This is a genomic window from Nocardia jejuensis NBRC 103114 (assembly GCF_001613145.1).
Taxonomy (GTDB): Bacteria; Actinomycetota; Actinomycetes; order Mycobacteriales; family Mycobacteriaceae; genus Nocardia; species Nocardia jejuensis.
This window is the reverse complement of record NZ_BDBU01000021.1, coordinates 31,697-54,511: the sequence shown is the minus strand read 5'-3', so window position 1 is coordinate 54,511 and position 22,815 is coordinate 31,697. Positions and strand designations below refer to the sequence as shown.

The window sequence follows — 22,815 nt, the reverse complement described above, 5'->3', positions numbered from 1 at the left end:
CCGGAAAACATCGCGAAACGACCCCAAGTCAAACGCGAGGTGCTCACATGGCACCCCACAGGGCAGACTGGTCCGGATGACCACCACCCGCGACCCGCTCTCCGACCCGGTTCCACCGGCGCCGGTGAACGCGCCTTCCGACGGTGGTGAGAGCGCCGCGCAGCCCGCCGCCGCGCCGAAAGCGGACACGCTCGACGCTCGGTCGATCCGCCGCCCCGGTGTGTTCGTTCCCGCGCTCGAGGGCATGCGCGCCCTGGCCGCGCTCGGCGTCGTCCTGACCCACGTCGCCTTCCAGACCGGCGCGAGCTGGCACCCCGTACTCGGGCGGGTCTGGGAGCGATTCGATATGACTGTCGCGATCTTCTTCGCCCTGTCGGGATTCCTGCTGTGGCGTCCGCATGCCGCCGCGGCGCGCGGTCTCGGCGATTCGCCGAGCGCCGCCCGGTATCTCCTGCATCGGGCCGCACGCATCCTGCCCGCCTACTGGGCGGTTGTCTGCGCGGTGCTGATCCTGTTGCCCAGCGCGGCGCATACCGCCGGGTTCCGGGTGTGGGTCGCGAATCTCGGTCTGCTGCAGGTGTTCGTGCCCCTGACCCTCACCGACGGCCTCACCCAGATGTGGAGTCTCTCGGTGGAGGTTGCCTTCTATATAGCGCTGCCGCTGATCGCCCTCGGACTGAAATGGTTGCGCGGGCAGCGGGCGCCCCGGCGCGTGCCGGTGCTGCTCGGCATCGGGCTGGTGTTCCTGGGCTGGAACTTCATTCCGATCCCCACACCCGACGCGATACACGCCGACAACTGGCTGCCCGCCTACATCCCGTGGTTCGTCATGGGCATGGTGCTGGCCGAGCTCGTCGACGGCGCCGCCGCCGCGCTCCCGCTCGCGGAGCAGCCGCGCCTGCGCCGGATCGCGGGCGACATCCGGGTGATGTGGCCGGTGGCCGCGGTCGCGTTCCTGCTCTCGGCGACGGATCTCGGCGGTCCCGAGGGGCTCACTCACGGTGCGCCCTGGCAGTACGTCACGAAGATGGCGTTGGGGGCCGTGATCGGCTTTTCGCTGTTGGCTCCGCTGGTTCTGCGTCCCGGCGTCCGGCACCGCTGGCTGGAGGGTCGAGTCGCCGCCACACTCGGCCGCTGGTCGTTCGGAATCTTCATCTGGCACCTGGCGGTGCTGTCGATCATCTTCCCGGTCTTCGGAATCGTCCCGTTCCGAGGCCATTTCATCCTCGTCTACTGCCTGACCGTGGCCTTCACCCTTCCGCTGGCGGCCGCCAGCTACGCCCTGATCGAAGAGCCCCTGCGCCTCTGGACCCGTCGCCACGTCGGCTGACGGACTTCACCCGCGGCGACTTGCACTGCCCGCGAACCGGATTCAGCGGCGGCGCGAGGGGAGGGCCGCTATGCCCACGGCCACGATGGCGACCAAGGCGGGGAACTGGGACCACAGCGATGCGCCCATATAACCCATCGGCGAGCGCCAGGGTCCGGTGGACAGGGCCGCCGCGCACAGGGCGGTGCCGCCCCCGGCCAAGGCGACCAGGATGCGGGGCCACGCGCGCGGCCGGAGCCGATCGGCGACGAGACCGACTGCGGCGAGCCCGATTCCGACCGGACCGGCGATGAGACCGGCTGCGGCGGTGATGCCCAGGGCGCCGGCTGTACAGCTGTGCCAAGGGCGCGGGGGAGCGTCGTCGGCCGGAGTACGGCTGGCGGGCCACCACCGGGTCAGCGACCCCCGGAAGGCGAACGCGGCCAACGGGATCAACAGGAGCAGGCCGCCGAAGATGGACAGGCGGTACCAGCGGTCGGCGGGGAAGCCGATGGTGATCGGCCCCTCGGTGCCGGGCGGGAGCAGCCAGGCCTGCTGCCAGCCGTTGATGACGACGGGCTTCAGTGCGTGGCCGTCGGCGGCCTCGGCCTGCCAGCCGACGTTCGTGCTCAGCGGCAGGACCAGCAGCCGGGTCCCGGCGGGAGCCTGAATCGAGGGCAGGGCGAGAGGTGCGGGGTCCGGCGTGAGGACCGGTGCGGCCGCACCCGAGAGCGGGGTGTGGTCGAGGCGCAGTTCGTCGACGGTGAACAGGTCGGTGGGGGCAACGGTGACATCAACCCGGCCGGTGGGCAGATCGATGCCGAAATCGGCCGGGTCCTCGGAGTATCGGCCGGTGTCGGTGGCGGTCGCCTCGTCGGTGGTGGCGACCGAATCGACGGCGGGCATGTCCTCCGCGGCGCAGACCCGGGCGGGCATCGGTGCGCCGGAACGGAATTCGGCGGCGGTGCCGGTGACGGTGGTGTGCAGGGTGCGGCCGGCGGCGGCGACGGTGGGCCCGTGGGCGCAGTCGATGGTCAGGAGGCGGTCGGGGGAGGCCGGGGCCGGGTAGTCGGGGCCGAGGATGTCGACCTCGGCGAGTCCGGCGGGTTGCTCCTGCGCGAAACCCAGTGCGGTGCGGTCGAGTACGCCGTCCCAGGTCTGAATGCTGATCTCGATGCGGTCGGTGACCCGCGGGTGCAGATCCTCGATGCGGGTGGGGCGTCCGGAGTCCGGATCCACCTCGCGCACCTGGGGTCCGTCGCCCAGGTTCACGGCGATCGAGGTGGGGTGGGCGGGCAGATCGCCGAGTGCGGGCAGTACCTCGAGGCCGGTCACCAGCGCGGGTTCGGGCAGGTCGATGGTGAGGGTGGGTTTCATCCCGGTGGGGTTGCGGACCGTGGTCTCGGGTGCGGTCCAGGTGGTGCGGGGATCCCCGTCGGTGGCCGCCAGTGCGGAGCCGCGCGGGTCGGTGACGTCGGCCTGACCGTGTGCGACAGGCCGGTTCGGGTCGCGGAGCAGGTCTTCCAGCGCGGGTCCGGGCCGGGCGCGCACGAGCAGATCGGAGTTCACGGTGAGCTGCTGCGGCACCTGCAGGGTGCGTTCGAACAGCCCGGGTTCCTCGGCGGCCAAGGCCAGCGCCTTGCTGCAGCGCACCCGGTCCGGGGAGTCGAAACAGGAACTGCGGCCGGGGAATTCCTGCCCGAGTTGCCAACCCTGCACCGGGACGCCGGCCGGTGTCGGCGGCAGTACCGTCCGATGCCGGATGTCGACGGGCTTGGGGTTCTCGCGGTCGGCGTAATCGGTGAGAGTCAGCTCGCTGATGCCGAATTGTCCTCCACCGCTGCCGTTCTCGGTGCGTGCGGCAGTGATCTTGATCCAGTCGGTTTTACCCGGCGGCAGCGAAATCGACACCGGCGCGCCGGGTTCGGTGATCCGCGCCGCCACCGTGCCCTTGGAGGTGGCGACCTCCAGCCACTTCACCGGACTGCCGATGACGGCGGCGCTGCTGGTCACCTGCAGGACCGCCGAGGTCACCGGCATGTCGAGATCGAGCCGGAGCCATTGCCCCACCGCGTGTTCGATGCCGTTGCTGATCCAGCCGGTCGCCGGATCACCGTCCACCACGCCCGCGGTCGAATTGCCGGGCGCGGCGCCGCCGAGCTGAGTGGCGTCCGCCGCGGAGCTCGAGACCGTGATGGTGGCCCCGGACCATTCGCCCTCCACCAGCTGTGCGCCGGGCACCGGATAGTCCGGCACCAGGTTGTGTGTGCGCCGGTCCTCGCCGGGCGCGCGCAGGGCCGAGTTGTGGTTGTCCACGCGGCCGAAGTCGGTCTCGCGATCCATCGGAGTGTCGGTGACCGTCACGGAGTTCGGGCGTAGGCCGGCCCGCGTGGCGTCGGAGTCCAGCAGCACCGGCCCCTCGGGCATGGCCGGGTTGCGCCGCAACCGTTCCAGGGCTTCGGCGCCGCCCTGCACGACCGACACGCTGTCCAGCGGAACCGTGTAGGCGCCGGGGAACGATCCGGGAGCGCCCGCGCCACTGCGTACTTCGGCCGGTGTGCCCGGCGTCGAGGCGTCGACCCGATAGATCTCGATCGCCGGATAGTCGGGCCGCAGATCCTCGTCCGCGACCAGGCCCTCGACCTTTCCGGCCTCGACCGGATCGCCGAATTGCTCGACCTTGCGCAGCCCCGGCGATCCGTCGATGGCGCGGTGCGCCAGCATCGGCCGGGTGGAACGCGAGGTGACCGGGTCGAGATCGTTGCGCAGCACCAGGATTCCGATGCCCTGATTCGCGAGCGTCGTCGCCAGCCCCGCCGACGGCCGCCCGTCGGCGATGAGCCGCTGCACCGAATCCATGGCCCGGATCGCGCCGGGCGGATTGAGCGGCACCGAATCGCGCACCGCCCAGGGCGTGCTCGCCAGCGCCTGGATCGGCTCGTCGCGGGTCAGCCCCCACACCTGACTGCCGAAGGGCGCACCGGGAACGATCAGGGCGCGGGTGTCGGAAGCGTTGTGCGCCAGCCACTCCGCGGTCTGCTGCCAATACCCGGGCACCCGGTCGTAGCTACCGGTCGGGGCGAGCTTGCCCGTCCAGGCCAGCGAGGTGGACAGCGTCAGCGCGGTGAGGATCAGCGCGCCGACCGCCACCATCCGGTCGCGCTCGGGATGCGCGAAGGCCGTGCGCCACACCGGCATCGGTGCCGAGGCGGGCAGCGGCACCCGGCCGAGCAGATGTGCCAGCCCGAGGACCAGCGGCAACCGGATGAGCGGTTCCAGCTTGTGCACGTTCCGCAGCGGCGCGCCACCGGAGTCGAGGAACAGTCGTACCTGCTCCGCGAACGGCCCGCCCAGCTGCCCGGCGTATCCGGCGCAGATCCCGACCAGCCCGACGCACAGGATCAGGACCAGCCGTCCCCGTACGGGATTGGAGCGCATGGCGAGCCCGGCCAGCCCCGCCGCCGCCAGCATTCCGGTGGCCAGTACCGCGGCGGGCTGCGTGACCAGCACCGCGCCCGCGATCCGCTCCGGGGAGACGAACGGCGTCCAACTGTCGGTGCCCCGCAGGACTTCCGCGAGCGATGCCCACTGCGTGGTCACGCCGGAGGATTCGATGAAGTCCAGGAACGGCGGACTCACCTTGCCCAGCAACAGCAGTGGCACCACCCACCAGAGCGTCCCGAGTACCAGCAGCGGAATCCACGCGCGAGTGAATCGCCACCACAGTCGATTCGGCCGGTACGACATCCACCACAGGGCCGCGGGCAGGAACGCCGCCGCCGTCGCGACCGCGTTGACCGACCCCATCAGCGCCAGCGCCATCGCGCTGCCCGCGGGCGAGGCCGCACCCCGCCATATCGAGCGGCCGGGAGAGTCGGTGGCCGAGGCGAATTCGGGACCTGACGAATCCCGTGGGCTTCCCGGCGTCTCGGTCGTACCGGGTGCGTTCGTATCGGCCCGGTATGCGGTCTTGCGGCGGTGCATCGCCACGCCCAGGGCCGCCGGGGCCAGCAGGACCCACGGGGCCAGCACCATCGGCAGGGTCTCCGAGGAGATCGAGCCGAGGGTGGTCAGGACGCGCGGGGAGAGGGCGTAGGCGACGGCGGCGAGGATCCGGCTGCCGCGACTGCCGAGGCCGAGGGTTTCGCAGAGGCGCACGATGCCCCAGAAACCGGCGAGCAGCAGCAGCGCCCACCAGATGCGCTGGGTGATCCAGGCGGGCAGGCCGAGGAGGTGTCCGAGGGAGAAGAACGCGCCGTGCGGGAAGAAGTAGCCGTACGCCTGGTTCTGCACCTGGCCCATCGAGGACTGGCTACTCCACAGGTGCGACGCGCGGTCGAGGAATCCGAGCGGATTCTGAGCCAGGTCGTACTTGGTGTCGGCGACGGTACGGCCCGGAGCCTGCAGGAACGTCAGCAGGAATGCGGTGAGGATGCTGCCGAGCAGCCAGCGGCGGCCCAGCGGTGCGGTGTTCGGCGACCAGTCCTTTGCCGGACCGGTCGCGACGGTCCGCGAGTGCTCGGGTTGGCGCGGGTCGGGGGTCAGCCGATCAGCGGGCGCCGTACTCAACGTTGTTGAGTAGCGACGAACCGGCGTCGCCGCCGCGGTCGATGTCGGGGCGCTTGTCCTGCGAAGCAGCCATCGTGATGACCAGGACCGCCGCCAGCCCGACGAGGGCCCCACCGACAGCGCTCGCTGCACCAGGAACGGCAAACTTCATCGCGGAACTCCCATACATCGACGCATGCGTAACTCGAGCCAACCTAGCAGGTCGATCACCGATTGGCCGACAAGTGTGCACCGGATGCCCGGTCGCCTCCGGGCGAGGGCCGGGCAAAGCCCCCGGTGGATGACGGTGGACACCGTGGGCGGGCACCCGGCGGGAGAGCGGGCCCGGCAGTCGAAGTAGGTCCGAATGGACTCTTGAAAAATCCGAACGGCCCGGAAAAAGGTCAGTCCGGGATGGTGCAGTGCAGGCCGCCGAGGAAGGTGCGGAGTTTGGCCGTGGTCTCGTCGAGTTCCGAGCGGGGGTCCGAGGCCGCCACGATCCCGCCACCGCCGAAGGCCCGCAGCGAGCGGCCGTCGGCGGAGAGTTCGGCGCAGCGGATGGCGACCACCCATTCGCCGTCACCGCGCTCGTCGCACCAGCCGACCGCGCCGCCGTAGAAACCGCGATCACCCTCGAGGTCGACGATGGTGTCGAGCGCGAGGTCGGTGGGCGTGCCGCAGACCGCGGGCGTGGGGTGCAGAAGCACCGCGAGTTCCAGGGCGGTGGGGGCCGGATCGGCCAGGACGCCGGTGATCGGCGTGGCCAGATGCCAGACCTCGGGGGTCTGCAGCAGTTCCGGTCCGTCCGGGACGCTGAACTCGGTGCACAGGGGTGCGAGCTGCGCGCGGATCCAGTCGATCACGTACGCGTGCTCTTCCCGATTCTTGCTGCTGGCCAGCAGTTCTCGCGCCTGTTCGGCGTCGGCCTCCGGGTCGGGGCGGCGGGGTGAGGTGCCGGCCAGCGGTCGCAGGGTGACGGTGCGGCCGTGCCGCGCGACGAGCACCTCGGGCGTCGCGCCGATCAGGGTGTCGCCCGGTCTGCCCGCCGCCGACAGGTCCACGGCGAACACATTGGCGCGCGGATGCCGGGTGACCAGGTGCGCGGCGACCACCTCCGGTTCCAGCGGCGTCGCGGCCTCGGCGAAGAGCGAGCGCGCGGCGACCACCTTGCGCAGCGGCTGATCGGGATCCCCGAGTTGCTCGACCAGTTTGGTCACCCGGGCGATATGTTCAGCGGCACTGGGCATTTCGGAGACGACGCGCACCTGGGGCAGTGTGGGCAGCGCGGCGGGCCGCCACGATCCGGCGGTGTGCAGGGCCTGTTCGGGGGCCACCAGCGCGGCCGGTCGGCGCGGATCGAACGGCAGTGCCCCGACGATCAGGTCCGCCGCGCCGTCCCGCAGCGCGGCCGAAGCGGCGCCCGCGGTGTCGTACGCCGCGCGGGTGCCTGTCGTGCGGACGACCCCCGAGGGCGTCGCGAGCAGAAATCCGTCCATGTCGTTCGAACCTAGTCTTCCCGCCGTCCACCGGAACCGGGGAGCGACGCAACTCTCAGTGGTGTCGTCTCACCTGGGCGCGAGCGGCCGATTGAGCTGGGCGCGAGCGGCCGATTGAGCTGGGCGCGAGCGGCCGATCGAGCTGGGCGCGAGCGGCCGATTGAGCTGAACGCGAGCGGCCGGGTCACCTCGGCGCGGCCGTCGATCGGATGTCCGTCCGCGGTCAGTGTTTCGGTTCGGGCTCGCGTCCGGGCGGCACCATGAGCACGGGCCGGTGGCAGTGTTTGAGCACGGCGTCCGCGACGCTCGAGTGCATGAGCGCCCGGATTCCGGTCGCCCCGCGCGTGCCGGCCACGATGATGTCCACATCGAGTTCGTCCGCCACCTCCACGATGGCGGTCCAGACGGTCGTGGTGCATTCGACCGTGCGCGCCTCGGCGTTGAGTCCCGCGAGCTTGGCGAGCCGGACGCCCTCGGTATTGATGTTCCTGGCGTCCGCGAACGCGATGTCCTCGATGTCGTCGTCGAGTTGCCATTCCGGCTGCATGACCCCGGACAGCCCGGACAGTCGTGCGGCTTGGCGGACCATCGGCTCCCAGGCCGTCAGCACCACCGCGCGGTCGGCGGCGAGGAACCGCCCGGCGTATTCCACAGCCCGGCGCGCGTTCTCGGACCCGTCGTAGGCGATCAGCATCACATCGCACGGCATGACGAACCTCCTGGTAGGAACGTCTGTCTTCCCCCTCGAGGTTACCCCGGAATCCGGCCGATACGCGGACCCGCCGTCCTCGGCCCTGTCGCGGCTTCTCCACAGTTTGCGAACGATTCACCCAAACCGGTGGTGCGATGGGCGGTACCGGTTTTCACTGAGAAACGTCGGCTGTGACCGATGATCGACATCGCCGTCGTGAAGCTGGGCCCGAACGAGGGGTGGAGTGTGCGGTTGGACGAGTCGACGACGCCACAGGAGTGGGCGCAACTCTATCGCTCGCTTTTCGGTCTGCCCTACGTGCACGTCACCACGCCGGGCTTCGTGGTGCTGCCGTTGCTGGACACGGTCGCGGCCTTGAACACGCCGGAATCGTTGGGGGCCTTGATACTCGACGAGATGAAATCTCGGGGAATTCCAGGTCCGGTGCTGGTACGCGACCGCCCCCCGCGGCGTACTTTTCTAGTGGTGTTCGACGGCTTCCCCGACACCGACTGCCTGGAAAATCTGGAGCGCAACAGCGTGGACATCGGCCCGCACCGCAGTAATGTCATCCTGCCCACCGGATTCGGGCGACATACGCACGAAGGTCGCTGGTGGGCGCGCCCACCGCAACGCGACGAATCGCTACCTTTGCTCTCGGAAGTCGTGGACGCGACCAGAGCGGTGATGTGAGTCCCGGTGCAATCGATCGAGGCCGCCTTCTTCGGCCATCACGAAGCCGATGCCCGCGCCCTGCTGTACTACGAATGGTGCCAGCGCGACGAATCCGGTTACGCGGTAGCGGAGTTCGCCGAGGAAGTGCGCGATCTCACGCACACCGACCGGCCGCTGGAGGCCGCCTGCTGGCGTCTGCTGGATCGGATCGAAGCCGCGCCGCGGTTGCCCGACTGGTCGTATCTGGAGTGGGCGGACTCGAACAGCGCGGGTGCGCTGTTCGAGTCGAGTGGGCCAGATTCGAGCGCGTCTGATTCGAGCGCGCCGGGGCTGGTCGCCGTGCCGGTGCTCTCGGCGGATGTGCTGGCGGACAAGATCCACGGGGGCTGGCTGGGCCGCAGCGCCGGATGCACGCTGGGAAAGCCGCTGGAGAACGGTTTCCTCTGGACACCGGCGCGGATTCGCGAGTATCTGGAACCGGTCGGAAGCTATCCGCTGCACGACTACGTCCCGGTCCGTGCGCCGATGCCCGAGGATCTCCGATTGCATTCGGACTGGCGCACATCCACGCTCGGCGGCATCGACGGCTGTCCCCGCGACGACGATCTCGACTACACGATTCTGGGTTTGCACCTGCTCGAGCAGCACGGTCCCGCCTTCACCCCCGAGAACATCGCGGCGCTGTGGCTGGAGCGACTGCCGTTCCTGCAGACGTTCACCGCCGAGCGGGTCGCCTATCGCAATCTCATCGACGGCTTCGCCCCGCCGGACACCGCGAGCTTCCGAAATCCCTACCGCGAGTGGATCGGTGCGCTCACCCGCGCCGATATCTACGGCTACACGAACCCGGGTGATTGCGTCCGGGCCGCGGAGCTGGCGACGCGTGACGCCACGATTTCCCATGTGGGCAACGGACTCTGGGCCGCCGGATGGGCTGCCGCACTGGTGTCGGCCGCCTTCACCGCCTCTGGTCCGCGCGCCGCGCTGATCGCCTCCCAGGCGGTCGTTCCCGCGCGCTCCCGGCTGGCGGCCGCGCTGGCCGAGGTGCTCGACCAGCACCGCGAGGGTATGACGTGGGATCGGGCCGTCGCGGCGATCCACGACCGGCACGAGCACTACAGCTGGGTGCACTCGGTCGGCAACGCCTGCCTGATCGCCGCCGGATTGCTCTGGGGTGAGGGCGATTTCACCCGCACGCTGGCCCTGACCGTCCAGGGCGGCTGGGACACCGACTCCAACGCAGCCACCGCGGGATCGGTCGCCGGAGTGTTCGCCGGAGCTGCCGCGATCCCCGCCCAGTGGACGAACCCATTGCACGACACCCTGCGCAGCGCGGTCGCGGGCTACGACAGCAGCAGCATCTCCGACCTGGCGGCCCGCACCCTCGCCCTGGTGGAACGCCGATAGCCCCGGTGGAACGCCGAGATGGCCCTGGTGGACCATCGATAGTCATGGAGGCGGGATTCGAACCCGCGGCCTCCGCTGTGCATGCGGATGCTCTACCAGCTGAGCTACTCCATGAGCAGGTGGCCACGGGGCGGGGATCGAACCCGCGACCCCCCCACTGCGGGTAAGGTGCTCTACCTACTGAGCTACACCGTGGCCATCGAAAAACCTAGCAGCACAGGCGAACCGAGGCGATCGAATTTCGGCGCCTCGATCTGGGAGGGTGCCTGAGTTCCGCCGATCCACCGAATTCTGCGCCGGTGGATACGACGAAGGCGGTGCCCGGTCCGTGGACCGGGCACCGCCCCTATGTCATCTCCGCCGCTTCGTCGGCGTGAAAGGTGTTGCGTGACCGAGTCTCTAGCGCTCGACGATCGCTACGACACCCTGGCCGCCCGCGGCACAGATGGAGACCAGTGCGCGGCCGCCGCCGTTCTCGGCCAGCAGCTTCGCGGTAGCCGCGATGATCCGGCCGCCGGTCGCGGCGAACGGGTGGCCCGCGGCGAGCGAGGAACCGTTGACGTTGAGCTTGCTGCGGTCGATCGGGCCCAGGGCCGCGTCCAGGCCGAGGCGCTCCTTGCAGTACTGATCCGACTCCCAGCCCTGCAGGGTGGCGAGCACGACGGAGGCGAACGCCTCGTGGATCTCGTAGTAGTCGAAGTCCTGCAGCGTCAGGCCGTTACGGGCCAGCATGCGCGGCACCGCGTAGGTCGGGGCCATCAGCAGGCCGTCGGGACCGTGGATGTAATCCACGGCGGCGACCTCGGAGTCGACCAGGTACGCCAGCGGCGAGAGGTTGCGCGAGGCGGCCCACTCGTCACTGCCCAGCAGCACCGCGGACGCGCCGTCGGTGAGCGGGGTGGAGTTACCGGCGGTCATGGTGGCATCGCCCAGCTTGACGCCGAAGACCGGCTTCAGGGTGGACAGCTTCTCCACGGTCGAGCCGGGACGCAGGTTGTCGTCACGGGTCAGGCCGAGGAACGGGGTGATCAGGTCGTCGAAGAAGCCGCGGTCGTAGGCGGCGGCCATGTTCTTGTGCGACAGGTAGGCCAGCTCGTCCTGCGCCTCACGCGGGACGGCCATCTCCTTGGCGGTGATGGCGGCGTGCTCGCCCATCGAGAGTCCGGTGCGCGGTTCGGCATTGCGCGGGATCTCGATGCCGACCATGGACGGGCGCAGGCGGCCGACCAGCTTGGCGTAGTCCTTGTTGTTCTTGGCGCGGTTCGCGTCGAGCATCCACTCGCGCATCGACTCGCTGACGCCGATGGGCGCGTCGGAGGTGGTGTCGGTGCCGCCGCCGATGCCGTTCTCGAGCCGGCCCAGCGCGATGCCGTCCGCCACGGTCACGATGGACTGCAGGCCGGTGCCGCAGGCGAGCTGCAGATCGTGGGCCGGGGTGTAGGGGGAGAGGGTCGAGCCGAGCACGCTCTCGCGGATCATGCCGTGCTCGCCGACACGCTTGAGCACCGCGCCGCCGACGACCATGCCCAGGCGCTCGCCCTGCAGGCCGAAGCGGCTGACCAGGCCGTCCAGCGCGGCGGTGAACATGTCCTGGTTGGAGGCGTGCGCGTACTTGCCGTCGGAGCGGGCGAAAGGAATCCGGTTGCCGCCGAGAATCGCGACGGGACGGGCCTGCTTGGTGCTCTTGGCCGCTGTCTTCGCCGAACGGGCTTTGGTGGTCACTCGAGTCTCCAGTGTCTCGTCGGGGATGGCCGGCACGCTCGATCCGGCGGGACCGGCGGTGGTCGGTTTACATTAAACTTACTCTGGAGTAAGTTCATTTGTCGACACCGTACCCCGCAGATGTGCGCAACGCCGCCCTCGGGGCCGAGACCAGAGAAGGTAGGAACAGTGGCAGCCAGCAAGAGCAAGGGCGCTCCGAACCTGTACGGCTCTTTCATTCACTCCGCCCCCGGTGCTTTCCTGGCCGGCAAGCTCGGCCTGCCGCAGCCGGAGAACCTGCGCCGCTACGTCGCCGGACAGCCCGCCCTGCCGGGCCCGGTGCTGGTGGGCGGCAAGGGTCGCGTCGCCGATGCGCTGCGTAACCTGTTGCCGGACTACACCTTCGCCGATTCCGTCACCCAGGGCTCCAAGGTCGGCGCGCTCGTGTTCGACGCCACCGGCCTGCGCACCATCGAAGAGCTGCAGCAGCTTTTCGAGTTCTTCCAGCCCGCCATGCGCAGCCTCGCCGCGTCCGGTCGCATCCTGGTCATCGGCACCACCCCCGAGCTGACCGCGTCCGTCGACGAGCAGATCGCCCAGCGCGCGCTCGAGGGCTTCAGCCGCTCGGTCGCCAAGGAGCTGCTGCGCGGCGCCACCGGCAACCTGGTGTACCTGCACCCCGAAGCCGCCGCGGCCGCCTCCGGCCTGGAATCGACTCTGCGCTTCATCCTTTCGGGCAAGTCGGCCTTCGTCGACGGCCAGGTGTTCCGGGTCGGCAAGGACGACTCGACCGCCCCGGCCAGCTGGGACAAGCCGCTCGCCGGCAAGGTCGCCGTGGTCACCGGCGCCGCTCGCGGCATCGGCGCGACGATCGCCGAGGTCTTCGCCCGTGACGGCGCGACGGTCATCGTCGCGGACATCCCGGCCGCCGGTGAGGCGCTGTCCGCGACCGCCAACAAGGTCGGCGGCACCGCGCTCGCGCTGGACGTCACCTCGCCCGACGCCGCGGAGAAGCTGGCCGCGTTCGCGACCGAGCGCTTCGGCGGCATCGACATCGTCGTGCACAACGCCGGCATCACCCGCGACAAGCTGCTCGCCAACATGGACGAGGGCCGCTGGAACTCGGTCATCAACGTGAACCTGGCCGCGCCGCACCGCATCACCGAGGGCCTGGTCGCCAAGGGTGCGCTGAAGGAGGGTGGCCGCGTCATCGACGTGTCCTCCATCGCGGGCATCGCGGGTAACCGTGGTCAGACCAACTACGGCGCCTCCAAGGCCGGTGTCATCGGCATGGTGAACGCCGAGGCCCCGAAGCTGGCCGAGAAGGGCATCACCATCAACGCGGTGGCCCCCGGCTTCATCGAGACCGCCATGACCGCGGCCATCCCGCTGACCACCCGTGAGGCCGGTCGCCTGATGAGCTCGCTGCTGCAGGGCGGTCAGACCGTCGACGTCGCCGAGACCATCGCCTACTTCGCCTCCCCGGCGTCGAACGCGGTGTCCGGCAACATCGTTCGCGTCTGCGGCCAGTCCCTGATCGGAGCATGATGAGCCAGACCATCACGCTCGGCGAGGTGCCGAAGAACTCGGGCCTGTTCGTCAAGGCCGCGCTCGGCGCGCTGCCGGTGCCCGGTCTGTCCGCGCGCAAGTCGGTCATTCCGGATCGGGTCGTCCGGCTCGAGGGCTTCAAGGTCGACCCGAATCACCTCGCGGCCTACTGCAAGGCCACCGGGCTGCGCTTCAACGACTCGCTGCCGCTGACCTACCCGTTCGTGCTGAGCTTCCCGCTCGCCATGCAACTGGTCGTCGCTCGCGACTTCCCGTTCGTGGCGGTCGGCGCGGTGCACGCGGAGAACGTGATCGAGCGGACCCGGGCGATCTCGGTCGCCGAGCCGCTGGATTTCCAGACGCACGTGGAAAACCTGCGTGAGCACCCCAAGGGCCTGCTCGTGGACGCGATCACCGAGGTGAACGTGGGCCGGGAACTGGTGTGGCGTCAGGTCACCACCTTCCTGCACCAGCAGCGCACCTCGCTCTCGGGCGGCCCCAAGCCCGAGCCCAAGCCGGACGAGGTGCCCCCGCCGCCGATGCGCCAGCTGCGGGTGGATCAGAAGACGATCACCCGGTACGCCTCCGCGTCCGGTGACCACAACCCGATCCACACCTCGGGTCTGGGCGCCAAGGCCTTCGGCTTCCCCAAGCCGATCGCGCACGGCATGTGGTCCGCGGCCAACATCCTGAGCAATATCGAGGGGCGGGTGCCCGACAAGGCCACCTACGCGGTCAAATTCGGCAAGCCGATCTTCCTGCCGTCCACGGTCAACGTGTACGCCGACCAGGTCGAGGGCGGCTGGGATCTGGCCCTGAAGAACCCGAAGAAGGGCTTCCCGCACCTCACCGCGACCATCCGCTGAAGTCGTGCGCCGGGCTCGTGTTCACCCCGGCGCACCTTCCACAAAGCAGGGACCGAAAGTGCCATAGTTCGCCCGAACCATGGCACACGCGGACAGCGAACAGTACTGTTTGCAGCTTCGGCCCCCACCGGGGCGGGAACCGAGAGCCGCGCACCGATCCACCGCCGTATGTCGCCACGCAGGGGTTTCGACATCCGGCTCCGGATAGGTGCGCGGCTCTCGGGTATCCGGGCTCAGCAGTCGCAACCGCACCCGTCGCAGCAGCAGCCGTCGCAGCAATCGCAGCCGTCGCAGCAGTTGCAGTCACAGTCGCAGGCGTTCTCGCAGCCGTCGCAGTCGCAGCCGAGGCGTTGTGCCCAGGGGCCCTTGCGCTCGCCGCTGCACGGCCGGGTGTGCTCGGCACAGCAGGCGTAGCCGGTGCAGTACTGGGTCAGGATGATCCCGATGCCCTCCACGATGCCGGGGCCGCGGGACGGTGTCCGCGGGGGCTCCGTGCCGTGCACGGCGGTGACAGCCGTCGTGATGCCGGCGATCCGGACGGCGTCGAGTGGGACGAACGACCTGAAGCCGTGCGCGGGGGTCGCGCTGCCGATGACTCGGCGCGTGCTCGCTCCCGCACCCTTGCCGAAATCCGGACTCGCATCGGTGCCCGTGCCGAGGCTGATGCCGACATCCGGGGCGTTTCGAACACCGACGGTGGCCACGATGTCCCTGGTGTCGGCGGTGTCGAGGTGTGACATGGGGAGATCGGTTGCGGGGCGGTGCGATCCACAGGCATGGGTTGTACAACTGTGGACAACTCCGGCGGCTCGCCCCAGCTTGCGGACCACGGCGTTCAGCGGGTCCAGGAGCATCCAGCGGACGGTGGCCGCGCGCTGGAGGCCGACGCGGATCAGGGCCGCGCGCAGCATCGAATTCGATTCGCGCAGTACGGAATGCGCTTCCTCGACGGTCGTGCCGGTGACCGTGAGCGGGTTGAACTTTCCTGCCGCGCGGTCCTGGTCGAGATCCTCGATGGCGTCGGCCAGATGGGCGATGCGGCCGAAGTGCCAGCCGGCCTCACGCAGGGCGGCCGCGTTCTCGGGACGATCGGCCAGGATGGCGGTGTGCGCGAACAACTCCGCCGCGCACACCTGAGTCGGCGCGGTCAACGAGTCCAGGAGTGCTCGGCGCTGTGCGGCATCGTCCCCGGGGAGCCCGCGTGCCGAGGTCGAGTGCGCGAGTGTGGCTTCGGCAGAGCGGAATTCGTCCGCAACCGCTGTCGGCGCCGAGGGCAGTTCGAGAGCCCCTGGCCGAGACGGGACGGTGACGCTGCTCGCGGTGGCGGCGCCGAGGCTGCCCGCCAGGGCCGCGCGTTCGAGGGCGACCTGGGATTCGATGGCCGCGATGAGGGGCTCGATGTCCAGGCCGATGGGGCCTGCCGCGGCGCGGGCGCGGGTGTACCAGCGCGTGGAGACGCGGGCGAGGGGGCGGCGGGCCATCCGGGAGGTATCGCCGTCGTCGAGGTGGTCGCGAATCTTCGCCGCGCCCAGCAGAAGCGAGGCGGTGGCGGCGAGCTGGACGCCGGGGGAGTTCGCGGGAGCGACGGAAGCCCGGCGCATTCCCCGCAGCGGGCAGGGCGCGGCGGTATCGCGGGCGGCGGGTCCGGACTGCTGTGCCTCGGTGAGGACGCCCAGCAGAAGCGCATCGGTATTGGTTGCGGCGCGGGCGGTTTGGCCGTGGCCGTCGCGCAATCCGAGGCAGAGACCGCACATATGGGTCTGCCAGGTGGCGGGATCGATTCCGTACGAGGCGGCGCTGTGCGAACACGGCTTCAGTAATCCGAACAAGAGAGCCCCTGGGTCCCGGCCGAGACACCCGGCCGCTCCTACAACATCATTCGAGCGAACTGTTGCAGGTCAGCGAGCTCGGAGCAAGCCGGACGGCGGTGAGGGCCGACTCGCTCGCCGCGCCGCGAGACGTCGCGAGATCGAGATCGTGCCGGTTGTCCTCCGCGAGACGCGACTTGCGCGGGGCGGCAGGCGAATCGCCCACCGCGTCGCTCAGCTCTGCTCGGCCTTCTTCTTGCCCGACAGACCGCGCCAGGCGAGATCGTCGAGCAGGTCGACGGCCTCGGCCATATCGATCTGCCCGCTGGCGACGCGGTCGGCGATGGCCTCGCCCGCACCGATCACGGCGACCGAGACCACCGCGAAGTTGGTGCCGGGTTCGGCGTACTTGGCGCTGGATTCGAGCAGTTTGGCGGTGAGCTCGATGACCCGGTCACGACTGTTGGAGATCTCCGAGGCGAAGGGTTGCTGGACGAGTGCCTGCCGGTAGAGGACCTGCCAGGACAGCCGATTGTGGTCGACGTAGGACAGGAAGGCCTCGAGGCCGGCGCGCAGCTGTTCGTGCGGGGTGAGCTTGGGATTTCCCGCGACCGCGACGGCCTCGATGAACCGCATGCTCTCCCGGTGGATGCACGCCCGGAAGAGCTCGTCCTTGGAGCCGTAGTACAGGTAGAGCATGGGTTTGGAGATCTTCGCCTCGGCGGCGATCGCGTCCATCGAGGTGTCGTGATATCCCTTGCGCGAGAAGACCTCCACGGCGGCGTCGAGCATCTGCTGCTCGCGCACCGCGCGAGGAAGCCGTTTCGTTCCGCCAGCCATTCACTCTCCTAGGGCATGTCCGAACTCCCTATCTTACTGCAAGGTAAGTTCGGTGAGTGCGAATTGCCGGTCATTCGCTCAGGTGCGCGCGACCGGCGTGCTCAGCGGGGTGAACCCGACTGCTCGGCGTGCTCAGCACTGTGGTGCGGTGCCCTTGAACTTTGCCATGCGCATCACCGAGGCATCCACCTGGCTTCCCGGTAGCCGGCCATCGGTCACCGCCTGAACCAGCCGATCGAGCACGGTGGGCACCGCGTCCGTGGTGATCCACAGGGCGTTGTCGGCCCCCGCGACCAGCGCCGCCTCCACCGCGTCCTCGATGCTCATGCGAGCCGTGATGGCCGCCATGCCGCCCAGATCGTCGGTGAAGATGACGCCGTCGAAGGGCGCCGCGTCGTAGCCGTTGCCCTGCCGCAGCAGCGACATCACCTGCGGGCTGATGCTGGCGGGCACACCCTGGGTGGTCAGGCCCGGCACGTCCAGGTGTCCGACCATGACCGCCGAACCGGTGCCGATCAGCTTGCGGAACGGAACCAGGTCCTTGTTCTGCAGCTGAGCCAGCGGCGGCGTCTGCACCGCGCCGGTGTGCGAATCACCGGAGCCGGAACCGTGGCCCGGGAAGTGCTTGATCACCGTGCCCACCCCGGCCTCCTGCAATCCGCGGATGGCCGCACCCGCGTACTCCACCACCACGTCCGGATCATCGGAGAAGGAACGGTCGCCGATCACCGAATCGTCCGGCTGGCTGCTGACATCCACATCGGGCGCGAAATCGACCGTGATCCCGAGCAGCCGCATCTTCTGCGCCCGATCGAGGCTGAACCGATAGAACTCCTCCGCGCTCATCTGCTGCACGGTCTGCCTGGCCGAGGGTGCGACGCCGATCAGGTCCTTCACCCGTGACACCCGGCCGCCCTCTTCGTCGATGGTGACCATCAACGGGGTCCGCGACGCGGCCTTGACCTTGTCGATCTGATGTTGCGCCAGTAAGGCCTTGTCGGTCCAGCCGCCGACGAAGATCCCGCCGACCTGTTCGGTCCGCACCACGTTCTCGGCATCGGCCTCGCCTGTCACGCCGACCGTCAGCAACTGGGCCAGCTTCTGCCGCAACGTGAACTGCGACAGATACCCGGCCTTGCAATCCTGTTGCGCCGCTGTGGAGGTGGGTGGCGTCGTGGCGCCGGTGCTGGATTCCGTAGTGCTGGGCGCTGATTCGTTCGTCGAGCCGCCGCCGGAGCAGGCGGTCAGCACGACGGCTGTCATTGCGAGCACGATTCCCGGAAGTGTGCGCATGGAACCCGACGGTACTGGGGTTCCGCGCGCCGGTGGTAGCTGACACCCGTGTGGAGCTGCCGCTTCGGCCGTCGCGCACGGTGCTTCGCACGGAGTGTCACACCTCCCGAGATGTGTGAACCGAATCACGTACGCCCCGGCGATCACCTGCGAAACGGCAATTCGCGAATTGCGTGGCGGCTGTGAGATACCCGGCCTTTGCGCTGCATTTATATCAACGATGCATTCGATGTGATCCAACTCATTGTTTGAATTACGAAAGTGACATTCACGGTTTCGGGAGTTGATCGAAAATCCGCAACCATCAGGCAATTCGTTGCGCCGGTGCGTCATTCGATCTTGTCAAGCGCGTTGCTCGAGCTGATATGCCACCTACATCGTCCAGTGGTCACTGTCTGTAACGTGCCTCCACGTTAAATCGGTATTAAGGCAATTGATCGGCAATCTGAATTGTCTCGTCTCGTTCGACCGATAGCGAAGAACGAAAGGCTCACGACATCATGCGAATAGGCGCACTGTTGCGCGGCGGGGGACTGGTCCTTGCGGCCCTGGTGGGAATCGGTCTCGTCGCGATGCCTCCCGCCGCGACCGCGGCGGGAGGCATAGACCGCTACCTGGACCTGCCCCTGGTCAATCGCGATGCGGCGCAGGGACCCGGCGGAGTCAACCCCGCACTGCCCTACGACCACGCGGAACTCGGCGGCCTGCTGGATCAGGCCCGGGCAGCGGGCGTACCGCCCACCCGGTACGCCGCGCTGCTCTACCAGTACTGGCTGGTCGACGCGACCGGGAAGGCGGGCATCGACCTGCGCTCCTGGGATCCGCGCACCGGAGTGCAGGCCAACCGCGCCAACCTGGTCAAGTCCTACCGCTACTACGAGGATCTGCAGCTCGGACACCGGGAACTGCAGTGGGCCGGTATGGGCGGACAGGTCGGGGCCGACTTCGGCGGCGGCCTCATCGATTTCGAGCTGATGGGCTCGGACATCTACGGCCTGCCCGGGCTTTCCGACGCCGCGCGCTCGGTACTGGGTGCGGTGCAGCAGGCCGCGGGACCGCAGGCGGTCGCGCTGCTGCCCAACGGTTTGCGCGCACTGGCCTCGGCCGCCCCGAACATCACGCCGGAGGATGTGCGCTACGTCATCGGGATGATCCTGGTGATGCAGAAGAACATCTTCTCGGACCTGATGCCCATGCACGACGCCTACGTCACCGCGGGATTGCCTGCGCTGGAGGAGTTTCAGGCGGCCGGCCTGTTCGGGGACGACATCATGACCGCGTGGCGGGACGTCGCCTCGGGCGACGGTGAGCGCATCGCCACCGGCAACCGGGCGCTGCTGCGCCGCGAACAATCCTGGGCCATCGCCCGGCAGTGGGACGAAGTGCGTTCGTACAAGGGCGATGTCGGTGAGGCGATCACCTATCTCAGTGGCGCGGCGGGATCGCCGTCGGTCGCGGGCGTGGTTCCGCCGCGCGCGTTCCGGCCGATCCGGATTCCGTTCACCGCCGCCGACGGTCAGGCGTCCCTGTTGACTCTGCCGCTGCCGGAATGGAATTGGTCGGTCCTGGACGACCGGTGGGACTACATCACCGGTGAACTGCTGCCCAAATATCGCGATCAGGTCGAGAACAACTGGCCGGCTCTGGAGGCCACCATGCGCACACCCTACGAGACGCAGATGGAGTCGCACCGCCCGCTGCTGAACATCCCGCAGCTGCTGGACTCGGCCGCCCGCCAGCTCCAGGTGACCTCCGCGACTTCGGCGACGGCGGTGCGGTGATGCCGCGCTGGAAACTGCCCGCGACCCTGCTGAGCGCGGCCCTGTTGCTCACCGGCGCGTCCGTCGCCGCCGCGGAGCCCGCCACCCCGTCGAATCCGGCCCCGTCGGCTCCGGAGCCGACGCGGCCCGCGCCGGTGAACCCGGTGCCCGGCATCGACCGGGTGTTCAACGGATTCGTGGTCGGCACCCTGAACAGCGCCGAAAACGCTTCCCCGGAGGAGAAATTCGAGGCCCTGCTCGCGAATGACCCCTTCTACCAGGAGCCCCCGCTCACCGGGGCCGAAAAGCCCGGCACCATCCTGAAATCCAAGCCGGTGGACGTGATGTTCCTCGGCGTGAAGCCGACGACCGTCGACGCGCACAAGCTGATGTACGTGACCACCGCCCCGGACGGCGTCACGCCCGTGATCAGCACCGGCATCCTGATGATCCCGAAGGACGGCAAGCCCGCCGCCGAGCGTCGGCTCATCTCCTACCAGGAGGCCAACGACAGCGTCGGCTGGTCGTGTCATCCCAGTACCCAGTGGACCGGCGGCGCACCGCTGGACGGCTCCTCGTGGTCGGCGCTGGGCCCGCTGGCGATGATGTTCGACAAGGGCTACGCGGTGATGATCTCCGACGTCGGCAACGACGCGGACCGCAATCCGCACGGCGTCTTCGTCGGCACCTACTCCGGGCACGCCCAATTGGACGGCGCGCGTGCGGCGCTGCGGCTGCCGGCGTCGGGTTTGAGCGACGCCACCCAGATCGCCCTGTTCGGGATCGCCGGCGGCGGTGTCGGCGCGGCGTTCTCGGCGGAGATGGCTCCGGCGTACGCGCCGGAACTGGACATCAAGTCGACGCTGCTCGAGGGCATGGTGGTCGATCCGGCCAATTTCATGCGGGTCACCAGCGGTTCGATCGGTTCGGGCTTCGCGCTCGCCACGCTGCTCGGGCTCGAACCGTGGTACCCGGAGATGCAGGTCAACGCCAAGCTGAACCCGGCCGGACAGGCGCTGGCGAACTTCTACCGCACCCAGTGCCAGGTGCCCGCCTACTTCGGGCTGCCGTTCGTGCCGATGGAAGCGCTGTTCGACTCGGGTCTGAACCCGGCCGACGAGCCGGACTTCCAGCGCGCCTTCCAGAACAATGTGCTGGGCCGCAACGGAACCCCGAAGTCGAAGATCATGATCTCGTCCTGCGCCAAGGACGATTCGCCCATGTCGCTGGTGCCCGCCAAGGACGCTCGCGATCTGGCCGACACCTATCGCGCGCAGGGGGCGGAGGTCACCTACGCGCCGACCGACTGCAGCATGGAGCGCTTCATCACCGATATGTACGGCTGGGGCGTGGACCTGTTCGGTATGCAGACCATCGACTGGATAGACAGCAACTTCGATTGAAAGGTGGTGTCCCATGGTGGCACTCGTGGACGGATTGATCTACCTGCTCACCTTCGGACCGCTCGCGGTCGCGAAGATGGCAGCCCAGGCGCTGGGTTTCTGACGCCCTGAACGACACGTTGCTCCCGGCCGAAGCGGTCGGGAGCAACTGTTGTGCAAGCACTTTCGGCCCGAAATCGGCCGAATACCGGTCCGGAATCTACTGTTTCGGCAACTCGTGGTGACCGCCGAAGGCCTGGCGCATGGCCGAGAGCACCTTGTCCGCGTACAGCGACTCCCCGCGAGAGGCGAAGCGCTGGAACAGCGCCGAGGACAGTACGGGGGCCGGGACGCCCTCGTCGATGGCGGCGTCGAGGGTCCAGCGGCCCTCGCCCGAATCGGAGACGCGGCCGCCGAAGGAATCCAGGTTGGGGTCCGCGTACAGCGCGGCGGCGGTGAGGTCGAGCAGCCAGGAGGCCACCACCGACCCGCGCCGCCATACCTCGGTGACCTCCGGGATGTCGATGTCGTATTGGTAGAACTCGGGATGCTCCAGCGGCGTGACCTCGGCCGAATGCTCGGTGTCCTGCTGGTTTCCGATGTTCGCCCTGTGCAGGATGTTCATGCCCTCGGAGTAGGCGGCCATCGCGCCGTACTCGATTCCGTTGTGCACCATCTTCACGAAGTGCCCGGCGCCGGCCGGGCCGCAGTGCAGATAGCCCTGCTCGGCGGTGGAGGGCGCACCGGTGCGCCCGGGGGTGCGCGGGGCGGCCTCGACGCCGGGGGCGATGGACTTCAGCAGCGGGTCCAGGTACTCGACCTGCGGCGTCTCGCCGCCGATCATCAGGCAGAAGCCGCGTTCGAGGCCGAAGACGCCGCCCGAGGTGCCGATGTCGAGATAGTGAATGCCCTTGGGGCGCAGCGACTGCGCCCGCGCGATGTCCTCGTGGTAGCGGCTGTTCCCGCCGTCGATGACGATATCGCCGGGTTCGAGCAGTTCGGCCAGCTGATCGATCACCGCGCCGGTCGCCCCGGCGGGGATCATCACCCACACCACGCGGGGTGTGTCGAGCATGGCCACGAATTTCGGCAGCTCGGTGGTGCCGGCGAAGCTGTCGCCGAGCTCGGCGCTCAATTCGTCGATGTGCGGGCTGTGCCGTTCGAAGCCGATCGCGGTGTGCCCGTGCGCGACGATGCGACGCACGATGTTCGCGCCCATCCGGCCGAGTCCGATCATTCCGAGCTGCATAGACATCTCCTCGAATCGTTCGACTTGATTGTCCCAATTGTGCCCGTCCGGAAATTTTTCCGACCGCATCGAGATCATGTGTAACGCCGCCGAGCGGTACTCGATAGACGGGGTGGCTCCGTGCTGTTGCCAGACCCCCGACCCGGCAACCGCACGGAGCCGTTTCATATTCGGGTTCGGGTCAATCATGACCGGTTGCACAAAGTTTGCTGCGAACTCGAGCGGGCTGCACGTGTCGGAGC

General features: G+C 68.8%; 16 protein-coding genes and 2 tRNA genes. 7 read left to right on the top strand and 11 right to left on the bottom strand.

Going from position 1 to position 22,815, the window contains the following annotated elements:
• Window positions 1–76: 76 nt before the first annotated feature.
• Entirely contained in the window at window positions 77–1,330 is a 1,254-nt protein-coding gene (locus NJ1_RS16950) for an acyltransferase family protein (RefSeq protein ID WP_084478406.1), read from the top strand.
• A gap of 42 nt (window positions 1,331–1,372) precedes the next feature.
• On the opposite strand, the gene NJ1_RS16945 is transcribed toward NJ1_RS16950, so the two are convergent.
• The 4 genes from NJ1_RS16945 to NJ1_RS16930 form a co-directional block, all read right to left on the bottom strand.
• On the bottom strand, window positions 1,373–5,770 hold the full coding sequence (locus NJ1_RS16945) for an alpha-(1->3)-arabinofuranosyltransferase (RefSeq protein ID WP_245717431.1): 4,398 nt from the start codon (window positions 5,768–5,770) through the stop codon (window positions 1,373–1,375).
• An 88-nt stretch (window positions 5,771–5,858) separates the two neighbouring features.
• On the bottom strand, window positions 5,859–6,029 hold the full coding sequence (locus NJ1_RS16940; RefSeq protein WP_084478432.1) for a DUF2613 domain-containing protein: 171 nt from the start codon (window positions 6,027–6,029) through the stop codon (window positions 5,859–5,861).
• 232 nt (window positions 6,030–6,261) lie between these two features.
• On the bottom strand, window positions 6,262–7,353 hold the full coding sequence (locus tag NJ1_RS16935; RefSeq protein WP_067694856.1) for an isochorismate synthase: 1,092 nt from the start codon (window positions 7,351–7,353) through the stop codon (window positions 6,262–6,264).
• Between the two features lie 223 nt (window positions 7,354–7,576).
• Entirely contained in the window at window positions 7,577–8,062 is a 486-nt protein-coding gene (locus NJ1_RS16930) for a universal stress protein (protein ID WP_067694853.1), read from the bottom strand.
• A gap of 180 nt (window positions 8,063–8,242) precedes the next feature.
• On the opposite strand from NJ1_RS16930, the gene NJ1_RS16925 reads away from it, so the two are divergent.
• Together NJ1_RS16925 and NJ1_RS16920 are read left to right on the top strand one after the other, a co-directional pair.
• Complete coding sequence (locus NJ1_RS16925) at window positions 8,243–8,737, top strand: hypothetical protein (RefSeq protein WP_067694851.1); 495 nt, start codon at window positions 8,243–8,245, stop codon at window positions 8,735–8,737.
• Window positions 8,738–8,743: 6 nt separating this feature from the next.
• Entirely contained in the window at window positions 8,744–10,126 is a 1,383-nt protein-coding gene (locus tag NJ1_RS16920; RefSeq protein WP_218025217.1) for an ADP-ribosylglycohydrolase family protein, read from the top strand.
• A 42-nt stretch (window positions 10,127–10,168) separates the two neighbouring features.
• Here NJ1_RS16920 and NJ1_RS16915 read toward each other — a convergent pair.
• From NJ1_RS16915 to NJ1_RS16905, 3 genes are all read right to left on the bottom strand, one after another.
• Window positions 10,169–10,240, bottom strand: a tRNA-Cys gene (locus NJ1_RS16915).
• 7 nt (window positions 10,241–10,247) lie between these two features.
• A tRNA-Ala gene (locus NJ1_RS16910) sits at window positions 10,248–10,323 on the bottom strand.
• A 202-nt stretch (window positions 10,324–10,525) separates the two neighbouring features.
• Window positions 10,526–11,848 (bottom strand): acetyl-CoA C-acetyltransferase, encoded by a 1,323-nt coding sequence (locus tag NJ1_RS16905; protein ID WP_067695093.1) that lies wholly within the window; start codon window positions 11,846–11,848, stop codon window positions 10,526–10,528.
• Window positions 11,849–11,968: 120 nt separating this feature from the next.
• On the opposite strand from NJ1_RS16905, the gene NJ1_RS16900 reads away from it, so the two are divergent.
• Complete coding sequence (locus NJ1_RS16900) at window positions 11,969–13,375, top strand: 3-oxoacyl-ACP reductase (protein ID WP_067694848.1); 1,407 nt, start codon at window positions 11,969–11,971, stop codon at window positions 13,373–13,375.
• The gene (locus NJ1_RS16895) at window positions 13,375–14,241 is read left to right on the top strand and encodes a MaoC family dehydratase (RefSeq protein WP_084478431.1); all 867 of its coding nucleotides are present in this window, start codon (window positions 13,375–13,377) and stop codon (window positions 14,239–14,241) included. Before NJ1_RS16900 ends, NJ1_RS16895 begins: the two co-directional genes overlap by 1 nt.
• Before the next feature lie 233 nt (window positions 14,242–14,474).
• On the opposite strand, the gene NJ1_RS16890 is transcribed toward NJ1_RS16895, so the two are convergent.
• From NJ1_RS16890 to NJ1_RS16880, 3 genes are all read right to left on the bottom strand, one after another.
• Window positions 14,475–16,070 (bottom strand): DUF5685 family protein, encoded by a 1,596-nt coding sequence (locus NJ1_RS16890; RefSeq protein WP_067694842.1) that lies wholly within the window; start codon window positions 16,068–16,070, stop codon window positions 14,475–14,477.
• 213 nt (window positions 16,071–16,283) lie between these two features.
• Complete coding sequence (locus NJ1_RS16885) at window positions 16,284–16,889, bottom strand: TetR/AcrR family transcriptional regulator (protein WP_067694839.1); 606 nt, start codon at window positions 16,887–16,889, stop codon at window positions 16,284–16,286.
• A 132-nt stretch (window positions 16,890–17,021) separates the two neighbouring features.
• Complete coding sequence (locus NJ1_RS16880; RefSeq protein WP_067694836.1) at window positions 17,022–18,182, bottom strand: glycoside hydrolase family 3 N-terminal domain-containing protein; 1,161 nt, start codon at window positions 18,180–18,182, stop codon at window positions 17,022–17,024.
• Window positions 18,183–18,682: 500 nt separating this feature from the next.
• On the opposite strand from NJ1_RS16880, the gene NJ1_RS16875 reads away from it, so the two are divergent.
• Together NJ1_RS16875 and NJ1_RS16870 are read left to right on the top strand one after the other, a co-directional pair.
• Window positions 18,683–19,963: a hypothetical protein gene (locus NJ1_RS16875; protein WP_067694832.1), complete on the top strand. Its 1,281-nt coding sequence runs from the start codon at window positions 18,683–18,685 to the stop codon at window positions 19,961–19,963.
• Window positions 19,963–21,345 carry a lipase family protein gene (locus NJ1_RS16870; RefSeq protein ID WP_067694829.1) on the top strand — a complete coding sequence of 461 codons (1,383 nt, stop codon included), beginning with the start codon at window positions 19,963–19,965 and terminating at the stop codon, window positions 21,343–21,345. Before NJ1_RS16875 ends, NJ1_RS16870 begins: the two co-directional genes overlap by 1 nt.
• A 199-nt stretch (window positions 21,346–21,544) precedes the next feature.
• On the opposite strand, the gene gnd is transcribed toward NJ1_RS16870, so the two are convergent.
• Window positions 21,545–22,573: a phosphogluconate dehydrogenase (NAD(+)-dependent, decarboxylating) gene (gene gnd / locus NJ1_RS16865; RefSeq protein WP_067695090.1), complete on the bottom strand. Its 1,029-nt coding sequence runs from the start codon at window positions 22,571–22,573 to the stop codon at window positions 21,545–21,547.
• Between the last annotated feature and the right edge of the window lie 242 nt (window positions 22,574–22,815).